This is a genomic window from Rhizobium sp. 862_C5_N1_2, assembly GCF_051811205.1.
GTDB lineage: Bacteria > Pseudomonadota > Alphaproteobacteria > Rhizobiales > Rhizobiaceae > Rhizobium > Rhizobium leguminosarum.
On record NZ_JBPWPT010000002.1, the window covers coordinates 636,273 to 656,441 of the forward strand.

The following is a 20,169-nucleotide window of genomic DNA, read 5'->3' on the forward strand; positions in this document are numbered from 1 at the left end:
ACGAGTGGAGCAGAAATTTATGGCAACCGTGGAATACAAGAGCATCGGCAAGTCGTTTGGTGCCTTCAACATCATGCGGGATATCTCGTTCCTGATCGAGGATCACCAGTTCGTCGTGCTGCTCGGGCCTTCGGGTTGCGGCAAGACCACCTTGCTGCGCATGACAGCCGGGCTCGAAACCGTCAGCGAAGGTGATCTTTTCATCGGCGGCAAACGGGTGAACGATATGCATCCGCGCGACCGTGATATTGCCATGGTGTTTCAGAACTATGCGCTCTACCCGACAATGAAGGTCTACGAAAACATTGCCTTCAGTCTCGAAGTGGCAAAGCAGCCACCGGCCGAAATCAAGCGGCGGGTCGAGCATGCCGCCGAAATCCTCAATCTGACGCCGTATCTCCAGCGCTATCCGAAAGAACTTTCCGGCGGCCAGCGCCAGCGGGTCGCCATGGGTCGCGCCATGGTGCGCGAGGCGGCGGTCTTCCTGTTCGACGAGCCGCTCTCCAATCTCGATGCCAAGCTCCGTGCGCACATGCGCACCGAAATCCGGCAGTTGCACAATCGTCTCAAGACGACAACGATCTATGTGACCCACGACCAGATCGAGGCGATGACGATGGCCGACAAGATCGTCGTCATGCGAGCCGGGAAGATCGAGCAGATTGGCACGCCCGACGATGTCTATGATAGACCCGCAAGCAAATATGTCGCCGATTTCATCGGTTCATCGGCGATCAATTTCCTGACGGGCACGATTGTCGCGGACCAGGGAGCGCCAGCTGCGGAGACCAAGGCCGGCCTTATCCGGCTCGAGCCGTCCCTCAAACTATCTGCAGGCCAGCGGGTGATCTGCGGCGTCCGCCCGACAGATGTCACGGTCGATCCGCAGGGATCCATTGTAGCCCGGTCGCTGCTAATCGAGCGCATGGGGCATGAAGCTCAGCTCTGCTGCGAGGGGCCGGAAGGTCAGTTCCTGGCGATCGTCGACAAGTCTGCGCATTTTGACGAGCGGATGGATGTCCGTTTCTCGATTGCGCCCGAAAAGGTCCACGTCTTCGACGCCGCAACGGAAAACCGGGTCTGACACATACGCATCTAGATATCTAACGTTTGTAACCCGGTTCGCCAACAACTCGGGAAGAGAGGTGATAGTCATGAAATCGAGATGGAACGACAGCGAGTTTACATCCGTGGTCGAGGCTTATGTCGGAAAGGGCATCAACCGCGATCTAGCGATCCGAACCTATACAACGCGACTGCTCGGACAGGATCCGGAACTAGTGCTGCACGGCGGCGGTAATACATCGGTCAAGACTGCATGGACTGATCGGGACGGCACCTCGGTTGATGTGCTTTGTGTCAAGGGCAGCGGTTGGGACATGGGCACTATAGAGCCACAGGGCTTGCCGGCCGTGCGGTTGGACCCGCTGAAAGCGATGGTCGGTTTCGATGAGCTGAGCGATGATGAGATGGTGATGCTGCAGCGGCGGCTGCTGATGGATCCGAACGCGCCTAACCCTTCGGTCGAAGCCATCCTGCACGCCCTGTTGCCATTCCGGCATATCGACCACACCCATGCCAACGCGATAGTCTCTCTGACAAACCAGCCGCATGGCGAAGACCTTATCCGAGAACTGTTCCCTGATACGATCGTCGTGCCCTATGTGATGCCTGGCTTCCTTCTCGCGAAGGCTTGTGATGCAGCCTTCCGCGCCAATCCCAAAGGCGACGGCATGGTTCTCCTGAAACACGGAATTTTCACTTGGTCTGACGATCCGCGCGCGGCCTATGAGGACATGATCGCTAAGATCGACCGCGCGCAACACAGGCTGGCGAAAGGTCGGGCAAAGCCGTTTACTTCCGCCAAAGTGCCAAAATCGCTCGCCAGTGTGGCGGAAATCGCACCGATCTTGCGCGGCGCCATCGCCATCGATACCGGCTTAGAGGGCGCACCGAAACGTTTGATACTGGAACACCGCTGCACAGAGAGCGTGCTCGACTTCTGCAATGCGGAAAATGTGGAGAGCCTGGTTAGGCGCGGCAATGCGACGCCGGAGCATGTCATCCATATCAAGCGCCACGGTGTTGCGCTGCCGGCACCGGTGGCAGGCGAACTCGATACCTGGAAGGACATGGCCCAGGTCGCCGTTGATGCTTATCAGGCGGACTACCGGGCTTATTTCGAACGCAACAATGGTCGCGTCGGCGGCGGAAAAACGATGCTCGATCCTATGCCGCGTGTCTTTTACGTTGCGGGTGTTGGATTGTTCGCCGCGGGCGCCACGCGCAAGAACGCACTCGTCGGTGCAGATGTGGCAGAAGCAACGGTCGATGTTATCACCAAGGCGGAGGGCATCGAATCCTTTGAAGCGCTCTCCGAGGCTGACCTATTCGATATTGAATACTGGTCACTCGAACAGGTCAAGCTGACCAAGCAGGTGGAAAAGCCCCTGACCCGGCAGATAGCAGTCGTGACAGGTGCCGCCGGCGGACTAGGCCTCGCCATCGCCGAAGCACTTCGCTCCGAGGGCGCCGAGGTTGCGCTGATCGACATTGCACAGGACGCCGTAACTCACCAGGCAAAGCGGCTAGGAGGGTTCGGCGTCGCCTGCGACGTGACCGACCCGGCCGCAGTGGATGCCGCCATTGCCAAGGTGGCGAGCCATTTCGGCGGGGTGGACATCCTGATCTCCAACGCAGGAGCAGCCTTTCAGGGCTCGCTGATCGACGTGCCAGAGGAGACGTTCAGGAAGGCGTTCGAATTGAATTTCTGGAGCCATCATTACATGGCCCGAGCCGCCGTGCGTGTGATGGAGAAGCAGAAGACCGGCGGCGCCATCGTCTTCAATGTTTCCAAGCAGGCTGTCAATCCAGGTGCGGATTTCGGCCCCTACGGCACCTCCAAGGCCGCGCTGATGGCGCTGATGCGCCAATATGCAGTCGAGCACGGCGCATCCGGCATCACATCCAATGCCGTCAATGCTGACCGGATCCGCACGGGTCTAATGACGGACGAGATGGTCACTGAAAGAAGCCGCGCGCGCGGCCTGACACCCGAAGCCTATATGCGCGGCAACCTTGTTGGCCGCGAGGTAACGGGTGCCGATGTGGCAGCCGCCTTCGTGCATCTCGCTAAGGCGCGCTCAAGCACCGGCGCGGTTATCACGGTCGATGGCGGCAATGTCGCTGCTATGATGCGGTAGCGGGTCGGCTTTCCGTTTCGAACCACACCAAGAGGAGGATTACCGTGGCAAAAATCGTTGTACTCGGTGCGGGTGTCATGGGCACCGCGCTTTGCGTACCCGCTGCAGACAACGGCCACAAGGTGCTGCTCGTCGGCACGCCGCTCGATCAGGACATCGTCGTTACCATGCGGCGTCCGGGCGGGATCCATCCCAAACTCGACGCTGCCCCGCCCGCCGGCGTCGAGGCGATCCGCTTCGACGAACTGCGATCGGAGCACCTCGCGAACGCGGATATCATTGTTGTCGGAGTGAGTAGCCCAGGCATTGGCTGGGTGACCGACATTCTTAACCGGGTCATGACGGAGGCCTGTCCCATAGCCTTTGTGACAAAAGGGCTTGAGTCTGCGGGTTCCGCCGTATCGACCTATGCCCAAACGCTTCCCTCCCGTATTCCGCTGATGAGCGCTTTCATCGGGATCGGCGGACCGTGTATCGCCCGCGAACTCGCCAACCGTCTGCCGACGGCATGCATCTACGCCTGTGAGGATATTTCGGTCGCCGAACAGCTCGCCGCGATCATGCAAACGGACTATTACCGTCTGTCGGTGACGACGGACGTCACGGGCGTCGAAGCTTGTGCCGCGCTCAAGAATTTCTACGCGATCGGCGTGAGCGCCATGCAGACGCGGTATCCCGATCAAAGACGTGCGGACGGCCAATCTAAGAATCCGACGGCTGCAGTCTTCACCCAGGCAACTTTGGAAATGGCCAGACTATGCGAGAGGCTGGGCGGGCAAACCACCACGGCATTCGGGCTGGCCGGATTGGGCGATCTTCATGTCACTGTTGGCGGAGGGCGTAACAGCCGCCTAGGCCAAGGATTGGGAACTGGCCGCACAGTCGTTGAAATGTTGTCGAGCGAACTGTTTGGCGAAACGGTCGAAGGTGTGGATACAGCGCGGGTTCTGGCGAATATGGCGCTTGAGAAGCAACATACCGATGAAGGTCCGCTCGCTTATTTCCCTCTGGCGTCTGCCATCATGGACGCCGTTCTTCAGCAGAAACGCTTCTCGTTGGATTTTTCAAACCTCATTGTCCAGTAAACCGGGTCGTTGATTTCCAGTGAAATCTGCGGCTTTTCGCAGAGAGCCCGTTTGCCGGCTCTTATCCAGGACAGCGACAAGGGCGCGTGCGTGAAATCGGGGCTTGCGATGATAACTGCGTCCACGTCCAGACGAGCGGACACCCGGTCGGGTCTGAGTCGACGTCGTGAGCGCCGTAGGCGTCCGCCACCTTGCGGGCGCGATCTGCATCCATGTCGCAAACGACCTGGAGGCTCGCCCCCGGCAGATCCGCTGCTGCATCGGCAGAACCACGAGCGATGTGTGCAAGCATTCATCGACGAGAAACTTCACGTAGCCGTGCCGAGGGCTTTTCGGTGCCGGCCTTTCCGAGAGGCAATCGCTTCACCGACTTCACTTTCAGTCCCTGCTCCGACAATTTTCGTGGCCGCCCACGGGCAGGATGAGCCGCTACCCAGATTTCGGCCAGGTCCACCATGCGCGCAGTGAGAGCCGGATAGCCCTCGACGATCTCCTCCGTGGGAGCGCCTTGCGACCGGTATGGCGGGCCGACGATTAAAGAGCGCTCGCGCTTTGCTGCGGAGATTGTTGGCGCCCTGCGCGAAGGTGAGCATCCTATCTTGCGACCTATCCTCTCGACGGTTATACTGTGTTTGAAAAACAGTATAACGCCGGAGTCGAACTTATGAAGTCCATCGACCTCATGTATCAGACGATGCTCGCCGAGCTCGGTCAGCGCTCGCTCGACTCCGCCTGGACGGCCGATTTCCCTCCAGAGGGTCGGTTCACTCCGGCGAACATCAAGGGGCGCAAGTACTGGTACTTCGACATCCCAGATGGACATGGTGGTACGAAACGTCGTTATGTCGGTTCTGCTGAAGATCCGGATATCGCGCGGCGCGTAGCTGATCATAAGCGGGACAAGGACGATCTACGCGCTCGCAGGCGCTTGGTAAATACCCTGACCCGCGAAGGCGGGATGATCGCCCCTGATGCCATGTCGGGCGACATCGTCGAGGCTCTTGCCGATGGCGGTCTCTTTCGGCTCCGAGGTGTTCTCATCGGCACGGTGGCCTTTCAATGCTATGCAGGACTGCTGGGCGTCCGCCTCCCCATGGCTGCGATCCTGACCGGCGATGCGGACATCGCCCAGGACCACGCCATCAGTCGCGAGGTTGAAGACAGTCTGCCTCCGATCGTTGAGCTGCTGCAGGGCGTCGACCCCAGCTTCCGGCCAGTTCCACATCGATCGGGGTCCGCGGCCTCGTCGGCGTTTCAGAACGCCAACGGCTACAGGGTTGAGTTCCTGACGTCGAACCGTGGTTCTGATGACTACATCGACCAGCCGGCGAAGATGCCCGCCCTTGGTGGCGCCAGCGCGGATCCACTACGCTTTCTCGACTTCCTCATAAGGGAACCCGTCAGGACAATGCTGCTCCACCGAAGCGGTGTCTCAGTCGTCGTCCCTGATCCGTCCCGGTATGCGGTCCACAAGCTCATAGTCGCCAGCCGCCGACACACTGACCGGCAGGGACTGGCGAAGCGAGAAAAGGACGTTCGTCAAGCTGCGCTGCTCTTTGAAGCCCTGCAGCAGACAAGGCGATCTGCCGACTTGGCGCTCGTCTACAACGAAGCATGGGAGCGCGGGCCTGCCTGGCAAGAAGGTATTCGAACCGGGGCGGGAATGCTGCCGGCACAAGATGCCGAGCGATTCAACACGGTCCTGATCGAGGGCGCAAAAAGAAACCGCGAAGAAATTGAACTTCCGCTTGGAGTATAGGCTGTCTTCAGCTTCGACAGCCAAGCTGTTGATTTGATTCGAAGAGCCGAAGACAAATATGGTGCCGAGAGTTCGAGGCCCAAGGCGATTTGCACGAGCGGGACAGCTAGAGAAAGCACGTCCGCATCTCGTTTGTTCAAAGACATATCCCGCACAAGCGGGGAGCGGCCGTTTGCAGGGTCTTCTTCTTGACCGCAATCCCAATCATTGAGCGCTGACGCTATCCCAGCCCAGCCAATTCAGGTGGCGGATCGTGGCTGACGCCGATGAGCACCGTCGCAAACGTTCAACACTTTCAATATTTCTTCTTGCGGACGATCTTGTTGCCGCGGGGTCCGCTCACGACCGGTGTCCGGTCGCGATTTTCTGTAAGCAGGTTCCGCCAGCGTTCCAGGCGATCGGCGACCAGGGCACCGCTTGCGACAGCTGCCTGAACGGCGCACCCCGGTTCATGGGCATGGGTGCAGTCGCGAAAGCGGCAAAGCGGCGCCAGTTCGGTTATTTCAGCAAAGAGGGTGTCGATACCGTCGGTAACATCACTCACGTAAAGCGTTCTTATTCCCGGGGTATCGATGACCCAGCCGCCGCCTGAAATTGCATGCAGGGATCGTGCGGTGGTTGTGTGTCGGCCCTGCGCGTCATATTCGCGGATGGTGCCTGTCTTTTGCTTTGTGTCAGATTCAGGCCCGGTCATGGTGTTCACCAGTGTTGATTTTCCGACACCAGAAGACCCCACCAACGCAACCGTTTGGCCGATGCCGCACCAGGGCCTCAACAGGGAAACGGCGTCCGCGGAGCGCCCATTCAAGGCAATGACAGGCAGGTCACGCTGCAAAGCCTCGGCTTGCGCCTGGAACATGCCGGCATCTTCCGCGGTGTCGGCCTTTGTCAGCACAATCACCGGATTGCTCCCGGCCTGGTTGGCCATGATCAGGTAACGTTCCAGCCGAGCAAGATTAAAATCGGCATTGCACGAGGTCACGATCAACAGGGTGTCGACGTTGGCGGCAACAAGTTGCTGGCCACGCCCGCCTTCCGGTCGTCGCTGAAAGACGCTTTTTCGGTCGAGACGTCTGATGAGCATGTCAGTCAGTGGATCGGCAAGAACCCAGTCGCCGACCGCGTAGTCACCAGTATTGGTATTGGATGGAAATTCCAGTCCGACCGGCCCGGTGACATCGATTGCCTCGATGCGTGCCCGGTGAACGGAAGCGACGCGTCTGGGGATCAAGTCAGCTTCGCTGGGCTGGACCTGGTCCGCGAAGAATTCTGACCACCCAAGCAGTTCCAGCGGCGAAGAAAGTTGGGAGCTGGTCAAATCCTGTTCCACATTCGTTAAGGCTGCCATAAAGGGTTTTCAATGATCTTCCGCGGCTTCTCGCCTAGCTGCGTGGATGATCCCGTTTTGGCAACGAGGTTGCGTAAGCAGCAGCTTCGCCGGGGTAGGGGAAATCGTCCCCGAGCTGACGGTCGCCATCGTAGACTTTGAAGCTGGGCCCTTCAACTTCAACGATCTTATAGCCATTCACGTATTCGATCTTCGGTGTTTTCCAGCCCATCAAAAGCTCTCCGATCCGGTCCGAGGCTCTCTGAAGATGGTGCCAAGACCTCATACTCGGCGGTCCTATCAGGTGCTTCACGATTAGCCAACGCCGGGTCGATCCTGTTCAAGGCGAATGTCGATTATTTAATGAAGCGAGCTCATCCTGGAGGAGAAGGAATTCAACGCCCGTATGGCCCGTTTCCGGTCGGAACAGACCATTCTCAAAGAGCGCCTTGAACAGCTAGGGTAATCAAGGCGCCTTCGGATGGCATCGTGGTCACGTCGGTGTACAACGTCGTCGGACCAGGTGAGAAGATCATGGAGATTCTGCCCACAGCAGGCCGGCCAATGATCGAGGCGAGGCTGCAACCGAAGGATATCGACGTGGTCCATACCGGTCAGCACGCGCGACTACGTTTTACGGCCCTCGATGCCCGGCGCACGCCTGAGATTGAGGCAGTGGTGAAACAGGTGTCAGCCGATCGGCTACTCGATCAGGCCACACAGCAGCCCTATTACAGAGCCTCCTCGAGATAACGCAAGACTTGCCCGCGGGCGTCGCCAAGGACGATCTTCATTCGGGGATGCTGTTGAGGTATTCATCAGCACGGGGGACCGGACGTTTTTCGACTACCTGATCAAGCCGTTGCTGGATTCCACGAGCCATGCTTTGTCGAGGATTGAGTTTGATAGTCGCCATCCGCTTCAGCCGGGCTCCTACATCGCTGGCACCCAGCCAGTGCTAGCTCGTTGGCATGGTGTTCCCACTCTGTCCCTTCAAGATGGATCGACGGGAACTCACGAACTACTCGTGGTGATCAGGTGCAAGGCAGAATTGCCCCTTGTAACCGCTGCTGATGACAGCTTGCGATCGAATGTCGCCCGCTGGCCCCCACGCGCCTTGGCTAGCGCAAGCAGATAGGTGTCAGTTACCTGCCCCGATGTTAGAATTTTCGTGGGAGCGATATCACCTGACCCGACAAGGCTCACATCGTCCGGCCAAAAACTGTGACCGGGAGCGACCGCAATTTGCGGACGATCTCCATCACGATTGACGGTGAACCGGGAGAGTTGGGATATTTGGGGTTGCCGACAATCCGGATGACACCATTTTCGGTAATGGGGCAGGTAGCCCACGCGGTCTGACCCATCGCCGCGAACCATTCGTGCGCATCATCATGGGCTATATGGCCCGGATCGATTAAGGCAATCAGCACATTGACGTCGAGCAGGAAAGTCACTGCAGTTCGTCACGCAAGGCGTTCACGATTTCGAGCGTCACTGGCGGCGCATCCGGCCGAGCTGACAGGAGAGGAATGCCATTGCGCTCGCGGCTGCTGGGCGGTCGGCGCAGAGAACGTCTCGCCAGCTCAGAAATGACCTCGCCGACGCTCCGGTGCTGCTGGGTTGCCATCGCCTTTGCGGCGATCAGGACATCGTCGTCGATTGCCAAGGTCGTTCTCATATCCGCCTCATCACGCATCATATAAAGCGGGTGGCCGGCCTTCTCAAGGTTGATACCGAAAGGACGCACCATTGCGCCAACCTGTTCATCGGCGAAAACGGTTGAAATCGCATTCTCAAATCTGTGCGCGAACCACGGGTCTCCGGTTCGAACCTGCTCAAGGCGAAAGATCGGAAAAATGCGAAAGATCGGCAGAACTATTTAGGTGTTTAGTTGCGAGCATTGGCCGGCTTATGCAATGAAGCGCCTGCCTTTTTGGCGGCCGCCTGAAGACGCTTGTCCCTGGTCCATAACGCCGCTCGCCGATCAAGCAGTATCGAGGCGAGCAAGTGGGCATCTGTATAGCCGATGCCCATACTGAAAATGCCGTGACGATCAATCATTGTCATCACTTCGTCGTGCGTTGCGACGAACGCTTGGCGCTGGGCTGCCAGAAACGCTATCACGCGCCCGCGATCTCGAAGGCTGCCAAGCGCCAGTTCGCCAACTACAGCCGGATGGCAGAGTAGACGATCGTCCTCAATGATCGTCCGAAGTTCCGCATCAACATGGCGGAAATGATCGATCCATATAGAAGTGTCTGCCAGTATCACTTGGCAGCTGCGCTCCGGCGACGTGGAGCTGCCTCTGCATCGGGCATAGTTCCGCCGAGCGCGATGAGGCGTTTTCCGGACTCTACTCGGACAAGCGTCTCCAACGCCTGGCGGACTATAGCAGCGGTTTCTTTTGTGCCGGTCAGGGACCTGGCCCTTTCCATGAGAGTGTCGTCTAGATTGATAGTCGATCGCATCGTTTCTTATCCTTGTCCTGGCGCTTTAACTAGCACCATTTGGTGATAAAATCTACGCCTAGTTCCCACATCGATACCTGAGGACCGCCGAGTGAGAGCCGGAGCTGCGCGACCGCGTGGCGGCTACCGTAGCCGATCAGGTCACTAGCGCTCGCTTGCTTCGACCTATTTCGACATCTTCTGAATCTTCTCGATCTGGACGTCGATGATCGTCTGCGCGGCAGGCAGGATAACATCCCATTTCCTCAACACGAACCCGGCCGAGCCACTCCGGCAGGCTGTTGCCATTGCTGATGGAAAGCCGGTCAGGATTGGGGGCGGTGCCAGTGTTGTGCGCGACTTCCTCTGAGGCAACGGCCAAAAAGATGTCCGGATGTTCGACGCGATTGTGTAGGTGATCACCATTGGGGTCGCCTCGGGGAAAGCGGCGAACATGCGCTGCCGAAACGACGTGACATCGCCTTTTTGGACTGTTGTGAACCGCCTCACCAGCCATAGCTGAACGTGGCACCACTGCCGTTATCCCCATCCTACACCACGTCGGTTTCAGCATTTCGCCCATACTGGAAAATGCCATAGGCATTGTTGTTGCCGTTCTGCCGCAAGGTCGCGGAATGACCATGGCCCCGCTGCCGGATGAAGCCGAGGTTGCCACGGCCAGCCTGAGCGATACCAGCCGCGTTACCCCGGCCCACCTGCTGGATGTCGGCGTCTTTCAGGCCGCGATAGAGCGAATAGACGCGCAGTCCGGTTGAGAAAAGACCCGCATCCTCGGCGTTGTCCGGTGCGAGGTTGAACGAGATTCGGCCGCCGGCAAAGGCTGGCACAGACAACGCTGCTTGCGCCAGGCTCCCGGCAAGAAGAGTGACGGTAATGATCTTAAACACGTTGCGGCTCATTCTGATCTCCATCCGGCGGCTTCGGCCGATGATCAACTTTCGCGGGACGCCGGGAACCGGCGCCCCTTTACGAAAATTGCAGCGTGTGGAGGCCGATTAGTCGCCGCCGATCTGTTTCGTGCAACTGAAACTCCTAGCCCGGATGACGACGTCCAGTGTGGCTTTGTATTTGGCTCCTTTTGAGTCGAGCGAGACCGAACCAAGGATTGCCGTACGTCCCTCGACGGCATCAAAATCGCCACTCTGGTTGATCGTGGAGCTTCCGCCGTCTCCCACTTTTTCGACATGGAAGGTGTACGTCCCCCCGACATACTTGTCGGCGTGGACGAGCGCATCCAATCTGACCATACCTGCTCCAGGCGTTGCTTTGATTTCGCAAAGCTGCGCGCCGTCAGATTGGTTGGCAGTTGTCATGGTGGCAACCGCGCCGGCGGCCTGCATCTACGCCTGTGAGGATATTTCGGTCGCCGAACAGTTCGCCGCGATCATGCAAACGGACTATTACCGTCTGTCGGTGACATCATGAACGCCGTTCTTCAGCAGAAACGCTTCACGTTGGATTTTTCAAACCTCATTGTCCAGTAGACCGGGTCGTTGATTTCCAGTGAAATCTGTCAGTATTTATTGGAAGTCGCTAATGGAATGCACAAAGCAACTCGGGCAGCATATGTGCATGGTGAGATTCTGTTTCGATGGATCGGATTTATCGTAAGCATCCGGTGAAGGCCGCAGATTAGGCTGCTTGAGCGTTCAGTCCGTGTAGCTGCCAATTCCACGGAAGCAATTGCACCAGCTTACTGATTGGCGTGTCGGCGATGCGGGCCAGGACGTCAGCAAGCCAAGTCTGCGGATCGATGTCGTTGAGCAGCCACATTGCGAATTACCCGTGAATTATATATATTCTTTCGAAGGAGAATATTAATTATGGCTGCAGGACTTCGCGAATACACACCCACTGAGGCGGCTGCCGTGAGTGAGATCGGCATTAAGTCGGTACACAACGCGATCGACAAACGAATCATTGGAAGCCCCTCTACCGGCCACCGAAGCCGAGCGATCACTGACGACGATCTGCTGCGCCTGAAACTCTGGTTCGGCGTCGGCTCAATCCTTTCCGCCGAGCGCCGGAAGCGCCTCTTTGCCGCCATCGACGAAAATCCTGAAGCCGACACGGTCAGAGTAGACGACTATCTGATCGTCGACGTCGCGAGAGCGAGGGAGCACTTGGCCGCGCGTGGCGAAGCGCTCAGGGAAGCGGACAAGATCATCCACAGCGTGAAAGGTGTGGTTGGCGGTGAGCCGGTCTTCAAAGGAACGCGCGTTCCTGTCCGAACAATCGCTGCGATGAAATTGCAAGGCGCTCCCACGGACGAGATCGTCGAGGGCTATCCGGCTCTCACTGCGCGCATGGTGGACCTCGCCGAAATCTGGGTAGCGGCTCATCCTGCCCGTGGGCGGCCACGAAAGTTGTCGGAGCAGGGACTGAAAGTGAAGTCGGTGAAGCGCTTGCCTCTCGGAAAGGCCGGTACCGAAAAGCCCTCGGGCACGGCTACGTGAAGTTTCTCGTCGATGAATGCTGGCACACATCGCTCGTGGCCGTGGCTCAACATCACGGCCACGATTGCTTCCACGTCAATTGGCTGGGCCTGAGCGGCGAGACCGATTGGGATCTGATGCCTCGGATCGTCGCGGAAGATTTTACCTTCGTGACGAACAATGCCCGCGACTTCAGGAAACTCCATGCGTGAGAGGATCTGCATGCTGGCTTGGTGATCATCGTGCCGCAGGTTCTGCCGATGCAGCAGCGGGAATTGTTCACGCTCGTTCTGCGGGAACTCGCCGGATCTCCGGATCTGGTGAACGAGGTGATCGAGATCGCCATCGAAGAGGGCGAGGCTCTGCTGACGCGCTATGCACTGCCAGAGTGAAGATCAATTTCCGCCAATGCGGGACAGATTGGTTAGAATCCGCGCGCGCCCTATTCGCCCGGCTTCGGGCATCAGGCGTCCAGCCAGACACGCGTCGCGACGTAGCCGTTCGACATATCGTTGCCGATGTCGTCGACATAGCCCTTCAGCGTCTTCGAAGAGGCCATGATGTTGTCGTTGAAGACGGGCAGGATCAGACCGCCATCGTCTCGCACCATCAAAGCCAGCTGTCGATAAAGCACCTTGCGCTTGGCTTCATCGAGCTCAGACCGCGCCTGCAATACCAACTTGTCGAAGTCAGGCTGCTTGAAATGCGTGTCGTTCCATTCGGCGGTCGATAGATAGGAGGTGGAATAGCGCGAATCCTGTGTCGGGCGACCGCCCCAGAAGGAGGCGCAGAAGGGCTGCTTGTTCCAGACATTAGTCCAGTAGCCGTCTTCCGGTTCGCGCTTCACATCAATCGTGATCCCGGACTTGCGCGCGCTTTGCTGGAACAGGATCGCCGCATCCACGGCGCCCGGGAAGGCTGCGTCGGAGGTGCGCAACAGAATTGGACGGTCGAGACCCGATTTCTTGAAGTAGAAGGCGGCCTTGTCGGGATCATAGGGCCGTTGCTCGATATGGGTCGGCGCCAGGGGGTAGTTGGAGTTGACCGGATAGTCGTTGCCGATCGTTCCATAGCCGGCGAGAACCTTGTCCAGGATCGACTGACGATCGATGGCATATTTCAACGCGAGACGAAGGTCGCTGTTGTCGAAGGGCGCCGTGTCGCAATGCATCAGGAAGCAGTAGAAGCCCTTGCCTGCATTCCGGATGATACTCACAGTCGGTGCCCGCTGCAGCATGGGAACTGTCTTCGGGTCGATGCTGTTGACGAAATGGACCTGGCCGGAGGCAAGCGCCGCAACGCGCGCGGTGTTGTCGTTGATGACGAGTATTTCGACGCTGTCGACAAAGCCGCGGTCGGAGCGCCAATCCTTTGGGTTTTTCTCGAATGTGGCGCGGACCCCGGGTTCGAAGCTTTTCAGAATGTAAGGACCGGTGCCGACTGCTGCTGCCGGATTTTCGACGCCGCCCTTGGGTTGGATAATCAGGTGGTAGTCGGTGAGAAGGAGAGGCAGATCCGCATTGCCTTCCGAAAGCGTCAGGACAAGGTCGCCCGCCTTTTCTTCAATGCTTGCAATTGACGCCATGAGCCCAAGAGCGCCCGACTGCGAGTTTTTGTCCGCGTGCCGCTTCAGCGTCGCGACAATGTCGGCGACGGTCATCTTGCTGCCGTCGTGAAACCGTACATCGTTCCTGATCTTGAAGGTCCAGATCGAAGCATCCGTCGACGGCGTCCAGGAAGTTGCCAGCGAGGGCAGGGGTGCGCCAGTCTTGGGGTCGGATTCGACAAGTGTGTCGCCCCAGAGGCGGCCAATGACGAACAGTACCGAGGCACTGTATGTTGCCGGGTCGAGCGCGTCGCTGGTGGCGCCGCCCTTGAGGCCAAGCTTCAGATGGCCGCCACGCTTGGCTTCCTGCCCCCGTGCGTCACGCGGCATCAGGAGGCCCGAGGCGAGGGCCGGCAAGGCGCCGAGCGCGACGGCACCGCCGAGGAAGTGGCGGCGGCCGATTCTCGGCTGCGAAGATCGATCCTTTTGATGCGTCATAACGGTCCCCTCTTTTTCATTTGTAAGTGGGAACGTAGAGGCTGGGTCGGCTCACGCAATTTCGCGACTTGACGCATCCTTAAGCGAGTTTACGCTAGTTCACGAGAAGACGGAGTTACGGATGCCTCACCTGGTCGAGAACCTCAAAATCGCCTGCGCAACGCAACGTTCAATTTCGCATCTGTGCCGTGCAATCGATATCAACCGGCAACAATTCAATCGATACATCAACGGCCAGACGAGGCCTTCCGCCCATAATCTGGCTCGCATCGCCAACTATTTCGATCTTGATGCAGCCGACTTTGACCTCGCTCCCAAACAGTTTCGCGAGCGACTTCACAAACCCGTCCTCGGTATCAACGGAGGTTCAGAGCTTCTCAAAGCGTTTCCCGGAAACCTAACCGCGCTCAGGCGTCATATCGGCTATTTTCAGACCTATTATCGTTCGCCATCCTGGCCCGGGATGGTTGTCTGTTCGTGCAGCCGCCTTATCGAGCAGGGTGGATTGGTGCAGGCCAAATCGATGGAGCGGCTTCGAGACCTCGGAAGCGGCATTCAGCAGTTTTCGAAATATCTGGGCTTGGCGGCCTTCTATCGGAACCGGATCTTCATCACGCAACGTGTCGTCGGACCGAACGCCATGCTGTCGCAGACGATCCTCCTGCCATTCGACGAGTATCAGCGCGTCTATCTGCGTGGGACGACGATGGGAATTTCGTGGCGAAGGGAAAACCTCCCCTATGCCTCGCGGATGATCTGGCGGCATGTCGGCACCGAGCCAGACTTGCGTGAACTACTTGCGCGCTGTGGACCTGTCCCGCTATCGTCGCGCCAGCTACCACCGACGGTGCGCTCATTCCTCGAGGATCCAGCTGCAGAAGTATATGAGGTGCCCGCAGAGTATTGAGAAAAGGCCAGGGGGCGATGTCACAACGGCCGCCAACGTATCACCAGGCAGTTTTCTTAGATATTAGTCGCTGTGTAGAAGTCGAAGGGTACAATGTGCTGCGACACGGTCGGTGATCGGTCGGTATCGAGAGCTTGCGCCATTGCGCGCACCAAGGTCTCCCCCAACTGCTTTGCCGGGTGAGATAGGACGACCTTGATCAATCCTTCAGCAAGACCGGCTTTTGTTTCATTCGTGAGCTCGTGTGCTATGACCACAAGGCGTTTGGCTGCCGGTCCACCATCCTCCCGCAGAGCTCGCATCACACCGGTGATGCCGCCGCCGGCAACATAAAGCCCGACCCAATTTGGTTCGGTCTGTAGAAGGTGACGCGTGGCCTCATAAGCAATTTCGGGCTCTTCAAGGGTTGCAACCGTCTCCAGCATCTGAAAGCCCGGCGCGCTCTCCCGGAAGTATGATCGAAACCCCATTTCGTTTAGTTCTTGCGCAAGATATCGGTGATTTCCGACGAAGACGGAAACCTTGCCGCCATTGCCATTCAGCCCGGCTATGAACCACGCGGCCGTGCGGCCCTTTTTGACGCAGTCGTTGCCGACATAGGCTGCGCGGGAGGCAGTGGAAATATCGGAAATCATGGTCACGACCGGAATGTTCTCTGCTGCAAGACCATCGACGGCGTGGTTCACCTGCGGGTGGTCGGAGGTGATCATTCCAATGACGTCGGCTTCGCGACTGAGAGCGTAGATCGCCTCGGCAGCCTTGTCGGGCGCAAGATCGTCCATGAATCTAACGATGGCCCTTCCATGGGCGTCGGGAAATGCTTCGGTCGCCGCGACGAGAACATCGCCCCACATTTGATAAAGCTTGCGGTGAGACTGCTTGAGAAGAAAGCCAAATTTGATCACCGGCTTGTCGTGCTCGAGTCGCCGGGCGATGGCCGTCACGCCATGGAAACCAATCTGGCGGGCGGCGTTAAGAACCCGCTCCGCCGTCTGTGGGCGCACGGGGTCGCGACCGTTCAACACGCGGTCGACTGTTGAAATGCTTACATTCGCGGCTTTTGCCAAGTCGGGGATCGTTGGGCGCGACATAATAAGCCTCTCATAATCTGACGCTATTTATGAGAGGTTTTGGGAGAAAAATCCACAGCTTCGTTGACAGATGGCGGAATTTTCGCAATTTCATCTTTCAGCAAAAGCCAATTTGGCGGGAGGGCTTGGGAGAGCTCTCTCATTTGGAGGAAATACTCTCATGTCTGCGACCTTGCAAAAGGTGGCGCCGCTTTCAGGCGGCGAAGGCCATCGCACGCCTATAGATAGCGGAGCCGGCTTCGTTCTTGAAATGCGTTCAATCACCAAGGCCTTCCCTGGTGTTCTCGCGCTCGATGGCATGAGCCTGAAGGTTCGTCCCGGCACCGTCCATGTCCTCGTCGGGGAAAATGGCGCCGGCAAGTCGACGCTCATGAAGATTCTGAGCGGTATCTACGCGATCGACGGCGGAGAAATCCTTTTCAGAGGCGAAAAGCTCGACCACCAAAGCGCCGCAGCCGCACTGGACCGAGGGATCTCGATGATCCATCAGGAACTCAGCCCGGTGCTCGACATGACCATCGCCGAAAACATCTTTCTCGGCCGCGAGCCCACTTACGGCCGGACAGGCATTTTGTCCCGGTTTGTCGATTTCGATCGCATGAATTCAGATACGCAGACGCTCCTGGATCGGCTGGGTCTGAAATACAGCCCCCAAACCAAGATGCGAGACCTGTCCATCGCGACGATGCAACTCATCGAGATCGTCAAGGCGATTTCGCGCGAGGCCTCTCTGGTGATTATGGACGAACCGACGTCGGCGATCAGCGACACGGAAGTCGCGATGCTCTTCAGACAGATCGCAGACCTGAAGGCAGCAGGCGTCGCGATCATCTACATCACACACAAGATGGACGAGATCTTCCAGATCGCCGACGACATCACGGTGATGCGTGATGGCCAGTTCATCGCTGCCGCCCCGGCCAGCGAATATGAGCCCGCAAAGCTGATTTCCCAGATGGTCGGCCGCACGATCTCCAGCATTTTTCCGAAAGAGGAAGTGCCGATCGGCGAGATTGTCCTTTCCGTCGAGAACCTCTCTCGTGACGGCAGCTTCGAAAATGTCAGCTTCGAGGTGCGCGCCGGCGAGATCATTGGCCTTTCCGGCCTGATCGGCGCAGGGCGGACAGAGGTCGCCCGGGTGATCTTCGGCCTGGACGCGGCGGACGCGGGCGTCATCCGTCTGAACGGAAAACCGCTAAAGCTCATGTCCCCGAAGGATGCCATCGCCAACGGCATCGCCATGGTCTCAGAGGATCGCAAAGCGGAAGGTCTGGTGCTTTGCCGGTCCGTCGGCGAGAACATTTCGCTTGCGAACCTCAAGAAGTTCGCTTCCGGCCTTTTCATCAGCGAGCGGCAGGAAGAGACGGCTTCCCAGCGCATGATCAAGATGCTCCAGATCAAGACGCCCGATACGGCAATGATCGTTGAGAACCTCAGCGGCGGCAATCAACAGAAAATCGTTCTCGCCAAGTGGCTGCTGGGTGATCTGAAGCTGCTCATTCTCGACGAACCCACACGAGGCATCGACGTCGGGTCGAAATCCGAAATTCACAGACTGATGACCGAGTTCGCTCGTCAGGGGCTGGCGATCGTCATGATCTCATCTGAACTGCCCGAGATCCTAGGCATGAGTGACCGCGTGGTGGTGATGAGCGAAGGCCGGGTGACCGGCGAACTAACAAGGAACGAGGCCACGCAGGAAAACATCATGCGCCTCGCCACGGGAGGACACTGATGAGTATCGAACGCGCAGAGGCGGCCGTGAAGCGAGGAGGCCAGGTGATTTCAGGCTCTCGGAACATGAGCTTTTCCCAGATCTACCGGAAGTACGGCACGGTTCTCATCTTCGTCGGAATCTGCATCCTCGCGTCGATTTTGAGCCCGACGTTCCTGACGGAAGCCAACCTGACCAACGTCCTTCGTCAGGTTGTGGTGGTTAGCCTTCTCGCATGCGGCGTCACCTTTATCATTATTCTGGGACACATCGACGTATCGCTGGGATCTGTTCTCGCGCTCTGTGGTGTCATCGCCGGGAGCGTGATGGCCATCACCGCCAGCGTCATCCTCGCGGTCGTCGCGGGCGTAGCAGTCGGCATTCTGACCGGCATCATCAATGGCTTCGTCATCACCTTCTTCCGCATCCCGTCGTTCATCATGACATTGGCAATGACGACCGTCGCACGCGGCGCAGTGCTCCTTTATACGGGTGGATCGCCCGTGACGGGCTTGGGCGACTTCAAAGTGATCGGGCAAGGCTCGCTTGGCCCAGTACCGATCTCCGTGCTCATCCTCGCGATCGTCGTCGTCATTTCCTGGATTCTTCTCAACAAGACCAAGTTCGGCCGATACGTCTATGCGGTAGGCGGCAATGAGCGTGCCGCGCGCGCTTCCGGCATCAATCCAGACAGCATCGTCGTGAAGGCTTTCATCTTCAACGGCATTCTGTGCGCCGTCGCAGGCATCGTCCTCATGTCTCGCATCAATTCCGGTCAGCCAGCCGGCGGCGTCGGCTATGAGTTCGACGCGATCACCGCGGTGGTCGTTGGCGGCACCAGCCTGATGGGCGGCACCGGAACCATTACCGGCACAATTATCGGATCGCTGATCATCGGCGTCATCAACAACATGCTCAATCTCATGAATGTCAGCTCGTACTGGCAGCAGATCATCAAGGGTCTGATCATCGCGATCGCCGTGATCCTCGATGTCTGGACGAAGTCTGCCCGCAGCAAAAAGAAGGCATGACCGATGTTCTTCGGCGGGCTAGCGCCTGCTGAGGAACCACCTCTTTGTCGGCGGGATTTCCCGCATCCGGAATGAATCTGAAACTCTATGGGAGGACCCAATGAAAGCCATTTCCAAACTCGCTCTCGCCTGCGCCATATCCCTTGCCGGGATCTCCACCGGCGCTGCATTCGCCGCGGACAAATTCGTCGTCGGTTACGCCAATATGGCGGATACGGACGTCTTCGTCATGGCGCGCAAAAACGCCTTCATCGAAGCGTCGAAATCCGATCCGGCAGTCGAAGTGAGCTTCTCCGACGCCAACAACGACGTCAGCAAGCAACTCGATCAGATCGACAACTTCATAGCGCAGAAAGTCAATGCAATTGTCGTCGTGCCGGTCGACTATCAGGGCATCGTACCGGGCGTCGAGAAGGCGAACCAGGCCGGCATTCCCGTCATCGCGCTCGGCATCCAATCGGCAGGCGGCAAATACACGTTCGTCGGCTCGAAGAACATCGATGCCGGCCGTCTTCAGGGCGAATACATGAAAGAACACCTGCCCAAGGACGCCAAGATCCTCTACCTCGAAGGCACGCCGGGGCTTTCGCACACGCAGGAGCGAAAGAAGGGATTCGAGGATGCGCTCGGCCGTTCCGACGTGGCCACCCTCGCCAGCCTTTCGGCAAACTACGACCGCGCTGAAGGCATGAAGGTCACGGAAGACTGGATCCAAAGCTTTCCGAAGTTCGATGCAATCGTCGCAGCCAACGATCAGATGGCGCTGGGTGCCCTCGAAGCACTTCAGGGTGCCGACCGCCTCAAGGGCGTGATGATCTCCGGTGTCGATGGTACGGCCGATGCTCTTAATGCGATCAAGGCCGGCACCATGTCGCAGACCATCTTCCAGGACGCCGCAGGCCAGGCGAAGGCCGCCTTCGAGGTCGTGGAAGGCCTGAAAAAAGGCGAGGATGCGCCGGCCGAAAAGCTGGTGCCGTTTGCTTCGATCACCAAGGACAACGTTGACCAATACGCAAAGAAATAAAGCCCTCCCAAGGGTGCGTGTCGGGATGGGGTTCCCGGCACGCATTTCGCACGACAGACGCAATGCTTGCCGCAAATC

General features: G+C 58.2%; 22 protein-coding genes and 4 pseudogenes. 12 read left to right on the plus strand and 14 right to left on the minus strand.

Going from position 1 to position 20,169, the window contains the following annotated elements:
• Nucleotides 1–19 precede the first annotated feature (19 nt).
• From ACD590_RS27265 to ACD590_RS27275, 3 genes are all read left to right on the plus strand, one after another.
• Nucleotides 20–1,084, plus strand: coding sequence for an ABC transporter ATP-binding protein (locus ACD590_RS27265; protein WP_018245330.1), 1,065 nt, complete (start codon nt 20–22; stop codon nt 1,082–1,084).
• 70 nt (nt 1,085–1,154) lie between these two features.
• A complete protein-coding gene (locus ACD590_RS27270; protein ID WP_130729697.1) occupies nt 1,155–3,203 on the plus strand; it encodes a bifunctional aldolase/short-chain dehydrogenase in 2,049 nt (682 codons plus the stop codon).
• Between the two features lie 44 nt (nt 3,204–3,247).
• The gene (locus tag ACD590_RS27275; RefSeq protein ID WP_018245328.1) at nt 3,248–4,288 is read left to right on the plus strand and encodes an NAD(P)H-dependent glycerol-3-phosphate dehydrogenase; all 1,041 of its coding nucleotides are present in this window, start codon (nt 3,248–3,250) and stop codon (nt 4,286–4,288) included.
• Between the two features lie 29 nt (nt 4,289–4,317).
• Here the strand turns inward: ACD590_RS27275 and ACD590_RS27280 are convergent.
• Nucleotides 4,318–4,580, minus strand: a pseudogene (locus ACD590_RS27280) (Gfo/Idh/MocA family oxidoreductase); the annotation flags it as partial.
• Nucleotides 4,581–4,799 (minus strand): annotated as a pseudogene (locus ACD590_RS27285) (hypothetical protein); the annotation flags it as partial.
• A 153-nt stretch (nt 4,800–4,952) separates the two neighbouring features.
• On the opposite strand from ACD590_RS27285, the gene ACD590_RS27290 reads away from it, so the two are divergent.
• Nucleotides 4,953–6,047, plus strand: coding sequence for a nucleotidyltransferase family protein (locus tag ACD590_RS27290; RefSeq protein ID WP_439003838.1), 1,095 nt, complete (start codon nt 4,953–4,955; stop codon nt 6,045–6,047).
• Nucleotides 6,048–6,342: 295 nt separating this feature from the next.
• On the opposite strand, the gene rsgA is transcribed toward ACD590_RS27290, so the two are convergent.
• The gene (gene rsgA, locus ACD590_RS27295; RefSeq protein WP_065275913.1) at nt 6,343–7,395 is read right to left on the minus strand and encodes a ribosome small subunit-dependent GTPase A; all 1,053 of its coding nucleotides are present in this window, start codon (nt 7,393–7,395) and stop codon (nt 6,343–6,345) included.
• Between the two features lie 34 nt (nt 7,396–7,429).
• The gene (locus ACD590_RS27300) at nt 7,430–7,606 is read right to left on the minus strand and encodes a hypothetical protein (RefSeq protein ID WP_018071841.1); all 177 of its coding nucleotides are present in this window, start codon (nt 7,604–7,606) and stop codon (nt 7,430–7,432) included.
• Nucleotides 7,607–7,875: 269 nt separating this feature from the next.
• Between ACD590_RS27300 and ACD590_RS27305 the strand changes: the two genes are divergently transcribed.
• On the plus strand, nt 7,876–8,127 hold the full coding sequence (locus ACD590_RS27305; protein ID WP_245472895.1) for an HlyD family efflux transporter periplasmic adaptor subunit: 252 nt from the start codon (nt 7,876–7,878) through the stop codon (nt 8,125–8,127).
• A gap of 261 nt (nt 8,128–8,388) precedes the next feature.
• Here the strand turns inward: ACD590_RS27305 and ACD590_RS27310 are convergent.
• The 8 genes and pseudogenes from ACD590_RS27310 to ACD590_RS27345 all read right to left on the minus strand — a co-directional run.
• Nucleotides 8,389–8,831 (minus strand): annotated as a pseudogene (locus ACD590_RS27310) (TA system VapC family ribonuclease toxin).
• Nucleotides 8,828–9,055, minus strand: a complete 228-nt coding sequence (locus ACD590_RS27315) for a CopG family transcriptional regulator (RefSeq protein ID WP_112907822.1) — start codon at nt 9,053–9,055, stop codon at nt 8,828–8,830. Before ACD590_RS27315 ends, ACD590_RS27310 begins: the two are co-directional and overlap by 4 nt.
• A 209-nt stretch (nt 9,056–9,264) precedes the next feature.
• On the minus strand, nt 9,265–9,648 hold the full coding sequence (locus tag ACD590_RS27320) for a type II toxin-antitoxin system VapC family toxin (protein WP_018245324.1): 384 nt from the start codon (nt 9,646–9,648) through the stop codon (nt 9,265–9,267).
• Nucleotides 9,645–9,845: a type II toxin-antitoxin system VapB family antitoxin gene (locus ACD590_RS27325; protein ID WP_018245323.1), complete on the minus strand. Its 201-nt coding sequence runs from the start codon at nt 9,843–9,845 to the stop codon at nt 9,645–9,647. The genes ACD590_RS27320 and ACD590_RS27325 overlap by 4 nt, the downstream gene beginning before the upstream one ends.
• Before the next feature lie 165 nt (nt 9,846–10,010).
• Complete coding sequence (locus tag ACD590_RS27330; RefSeq protein ID WP_439003839.1) at nt 10,011–10,250, minus strand: hypothetical protein; 240 nt, start codon at nt 10,248–10,250, stop codon at nt 10,011–10,013.
• A gap of 125 nt (nt 10,251–10,375) precedes the next feature.
• Nucleotides 10,376–10,744 (minus strand): curlin, encoded by a 369-nt coding sequence (locus tag ACD590_RS27335; RefSeq protein WP_065275915.1) that lies wholly within the window; start codon nt 10,742–10,744, stop codon nt 10,376–10,378.
• 96 nt (nt 10,745–10,840) lie between these two features.
• Nucleotides 10,841–11,185 (minus strand): curli-like amyloid fiber formation chaperone CsgH, encoded by a 345-nt coding sequence (gene csgH / locus ACD590_RS27340; protein ID WP_439003840.1) that lies wholly within the window; start codon nt 11,183–11,185, stop codon nt 10,841–10,843.
• A 292-nt stretch (nt 11,186–11,477) separates the two neighbouring features.
• Nucleotides 11,478–11,609: pseudogene (locus tag ACD590_RS27345) on the minus strand (transposase domain-containing protein); the annotation flags it as partial.
• A gap of 59 nt (nt 11,610–11,668) precedes the next feature.
• Between ACD590_RS27345 and ACD590_RS27350 the strand changes: the two are divergent.
• From ACD590_RS27350 to ACD590_RS27360, 3 genes are read left to right on the plus strand one after another with little or no spacing between them, the layout of a single operon-like run.
• Entirely contained in the window at nt 11,669–12,301 is a 633-nt protein-coding gene (locus ACD590_RS27350) for a DUF433 domain-containing protein (protein WP_439003841.1), read from the plus strand.
• Nucleotides 12,298–12,492: a DUF5615 family PIN-like protein gene (locus ACD590_RS27355; protein ID WP_439003842.1), complete on the plus strand. Its 195-nt coding sequence runs from the start codon at nt 12,298–12,300 to the stop codon at nt 12,490–12,492. The genes ACD590_RS27350 and ACD590_RS27355 overlap by 4 nt, the downstream gene beginning before the upstream one ends.
• A gap of 18 nt (nt 12,493–12,510) precedes the next feature.
• A complete protein-coding gene (locus tag ACD590_RS27360) occupies nt 12,511–12,672 on the plus strand; it encodes a hypothetical protein (protein WP_439003843.1) in 162 nt (53 codons plus the stop codon).
• 71 nt (nt 12,673–12,743) lie between these two features.
• On the opposite strand, the gene ACD590_RS27365 is transcribed toward ACD590_RS27360, so the two are convergent.
• A complete protein-coding gene (locus tag ACD590_RS27365) occupies nt 12,744–14,324 on the minus strand; it encodes an ABC transporter substrate-binding protein (RefSeq protein ID WP_439003844.1) in 1,581 nt (526 codons plus the stop codon).
• Nucleotides 14,325–14,445: 121 nt separating this feature from the next.
• On the opposite strand from ACD590_RS27365, the gene ACD590_RS27370 reads away from it, so the two are divergent.
• Nucleotides 14,446–15,231: a helix-turn-helix domain-containing protein gene (locus ACD590_RS27370; RefSeq protein WP_065275917.1), complete on the plus strand. Its 786-nt coding sequence runs from the start codon at nt 14,446–14,448 to the stop codon at nt 15,229–15,231.
• A gap of 56 nt (nt 15,232–15,287) precedes the next feature.
• Here the strand turns inward: ACD590_RS27370 and ACD590_RS27375 are convergent, their stop codons facing one another.
• Nucleotides 15,288–16,322 carry a LacI family DNA-binding transcriptional regulator gene (locus ACD590_RS27375; protein WP_018245315.1) on the minus strand — a complete coding sequence of 345 codons (1,035 nt, stop codon included), beginning with the start codon at nt 16,320–16,322 and terminating at the stop codon, nt 15,288–15,290.
• A gap of 160 nt (nt 16,323–16,482) precedes the next feature.
• On the opposite strand from ACD590_RS27375, the gene ACD590_RS27380 reads away from it, so the two are divergent.
• The 3 genes from ACD590_RS27380 (at nt 16,483) to ACD590_RS27390 (ending at nt 20,091) form a co-directional block, all read left to right on the plus strand.
• The gene (locus ACD590_RS27380) at nt 16,483–18,057 is read left to right on the plus strand and encodes a sugar ABC transporter ATP-binding protein (RefSeq protein WP_018245314.1); all 1,575 of its coding nucleotides are present in this window, start codon (nt 16,483–16,485) and stop codon (nt 18,055–18,057) included.
• Nucleotides 18,057–19,067, plus strand: a complete 1,011-nt coding sequence (locus ACD590_RS27385) for an ABC transporter permease (protein ID WP_182565304.1) — start codon at nt 18,057–18,059, stop codon at nt 19,065–19,067. Before ACD590_RS27380 ends, ACD590_RS27385 begins: the two co-directional genes overlap by 1 nt.
• Nucleotides 19,068–19,167: 100 nt before the next feature.
• Nucleotides 19,168–20,091, plus strand: coding sequence for a sugar ABC transporter substrate-binding protein (locus tag ACD590_RS27390; RefSeq protein ID WP_018245311.1), 924 nt, complete (start codon nt 19,168–19,170; stop codon nt 20,089–20,091).
• Nucleotides 20,092–20,169 lie beyond the last annotated feature (78 nt).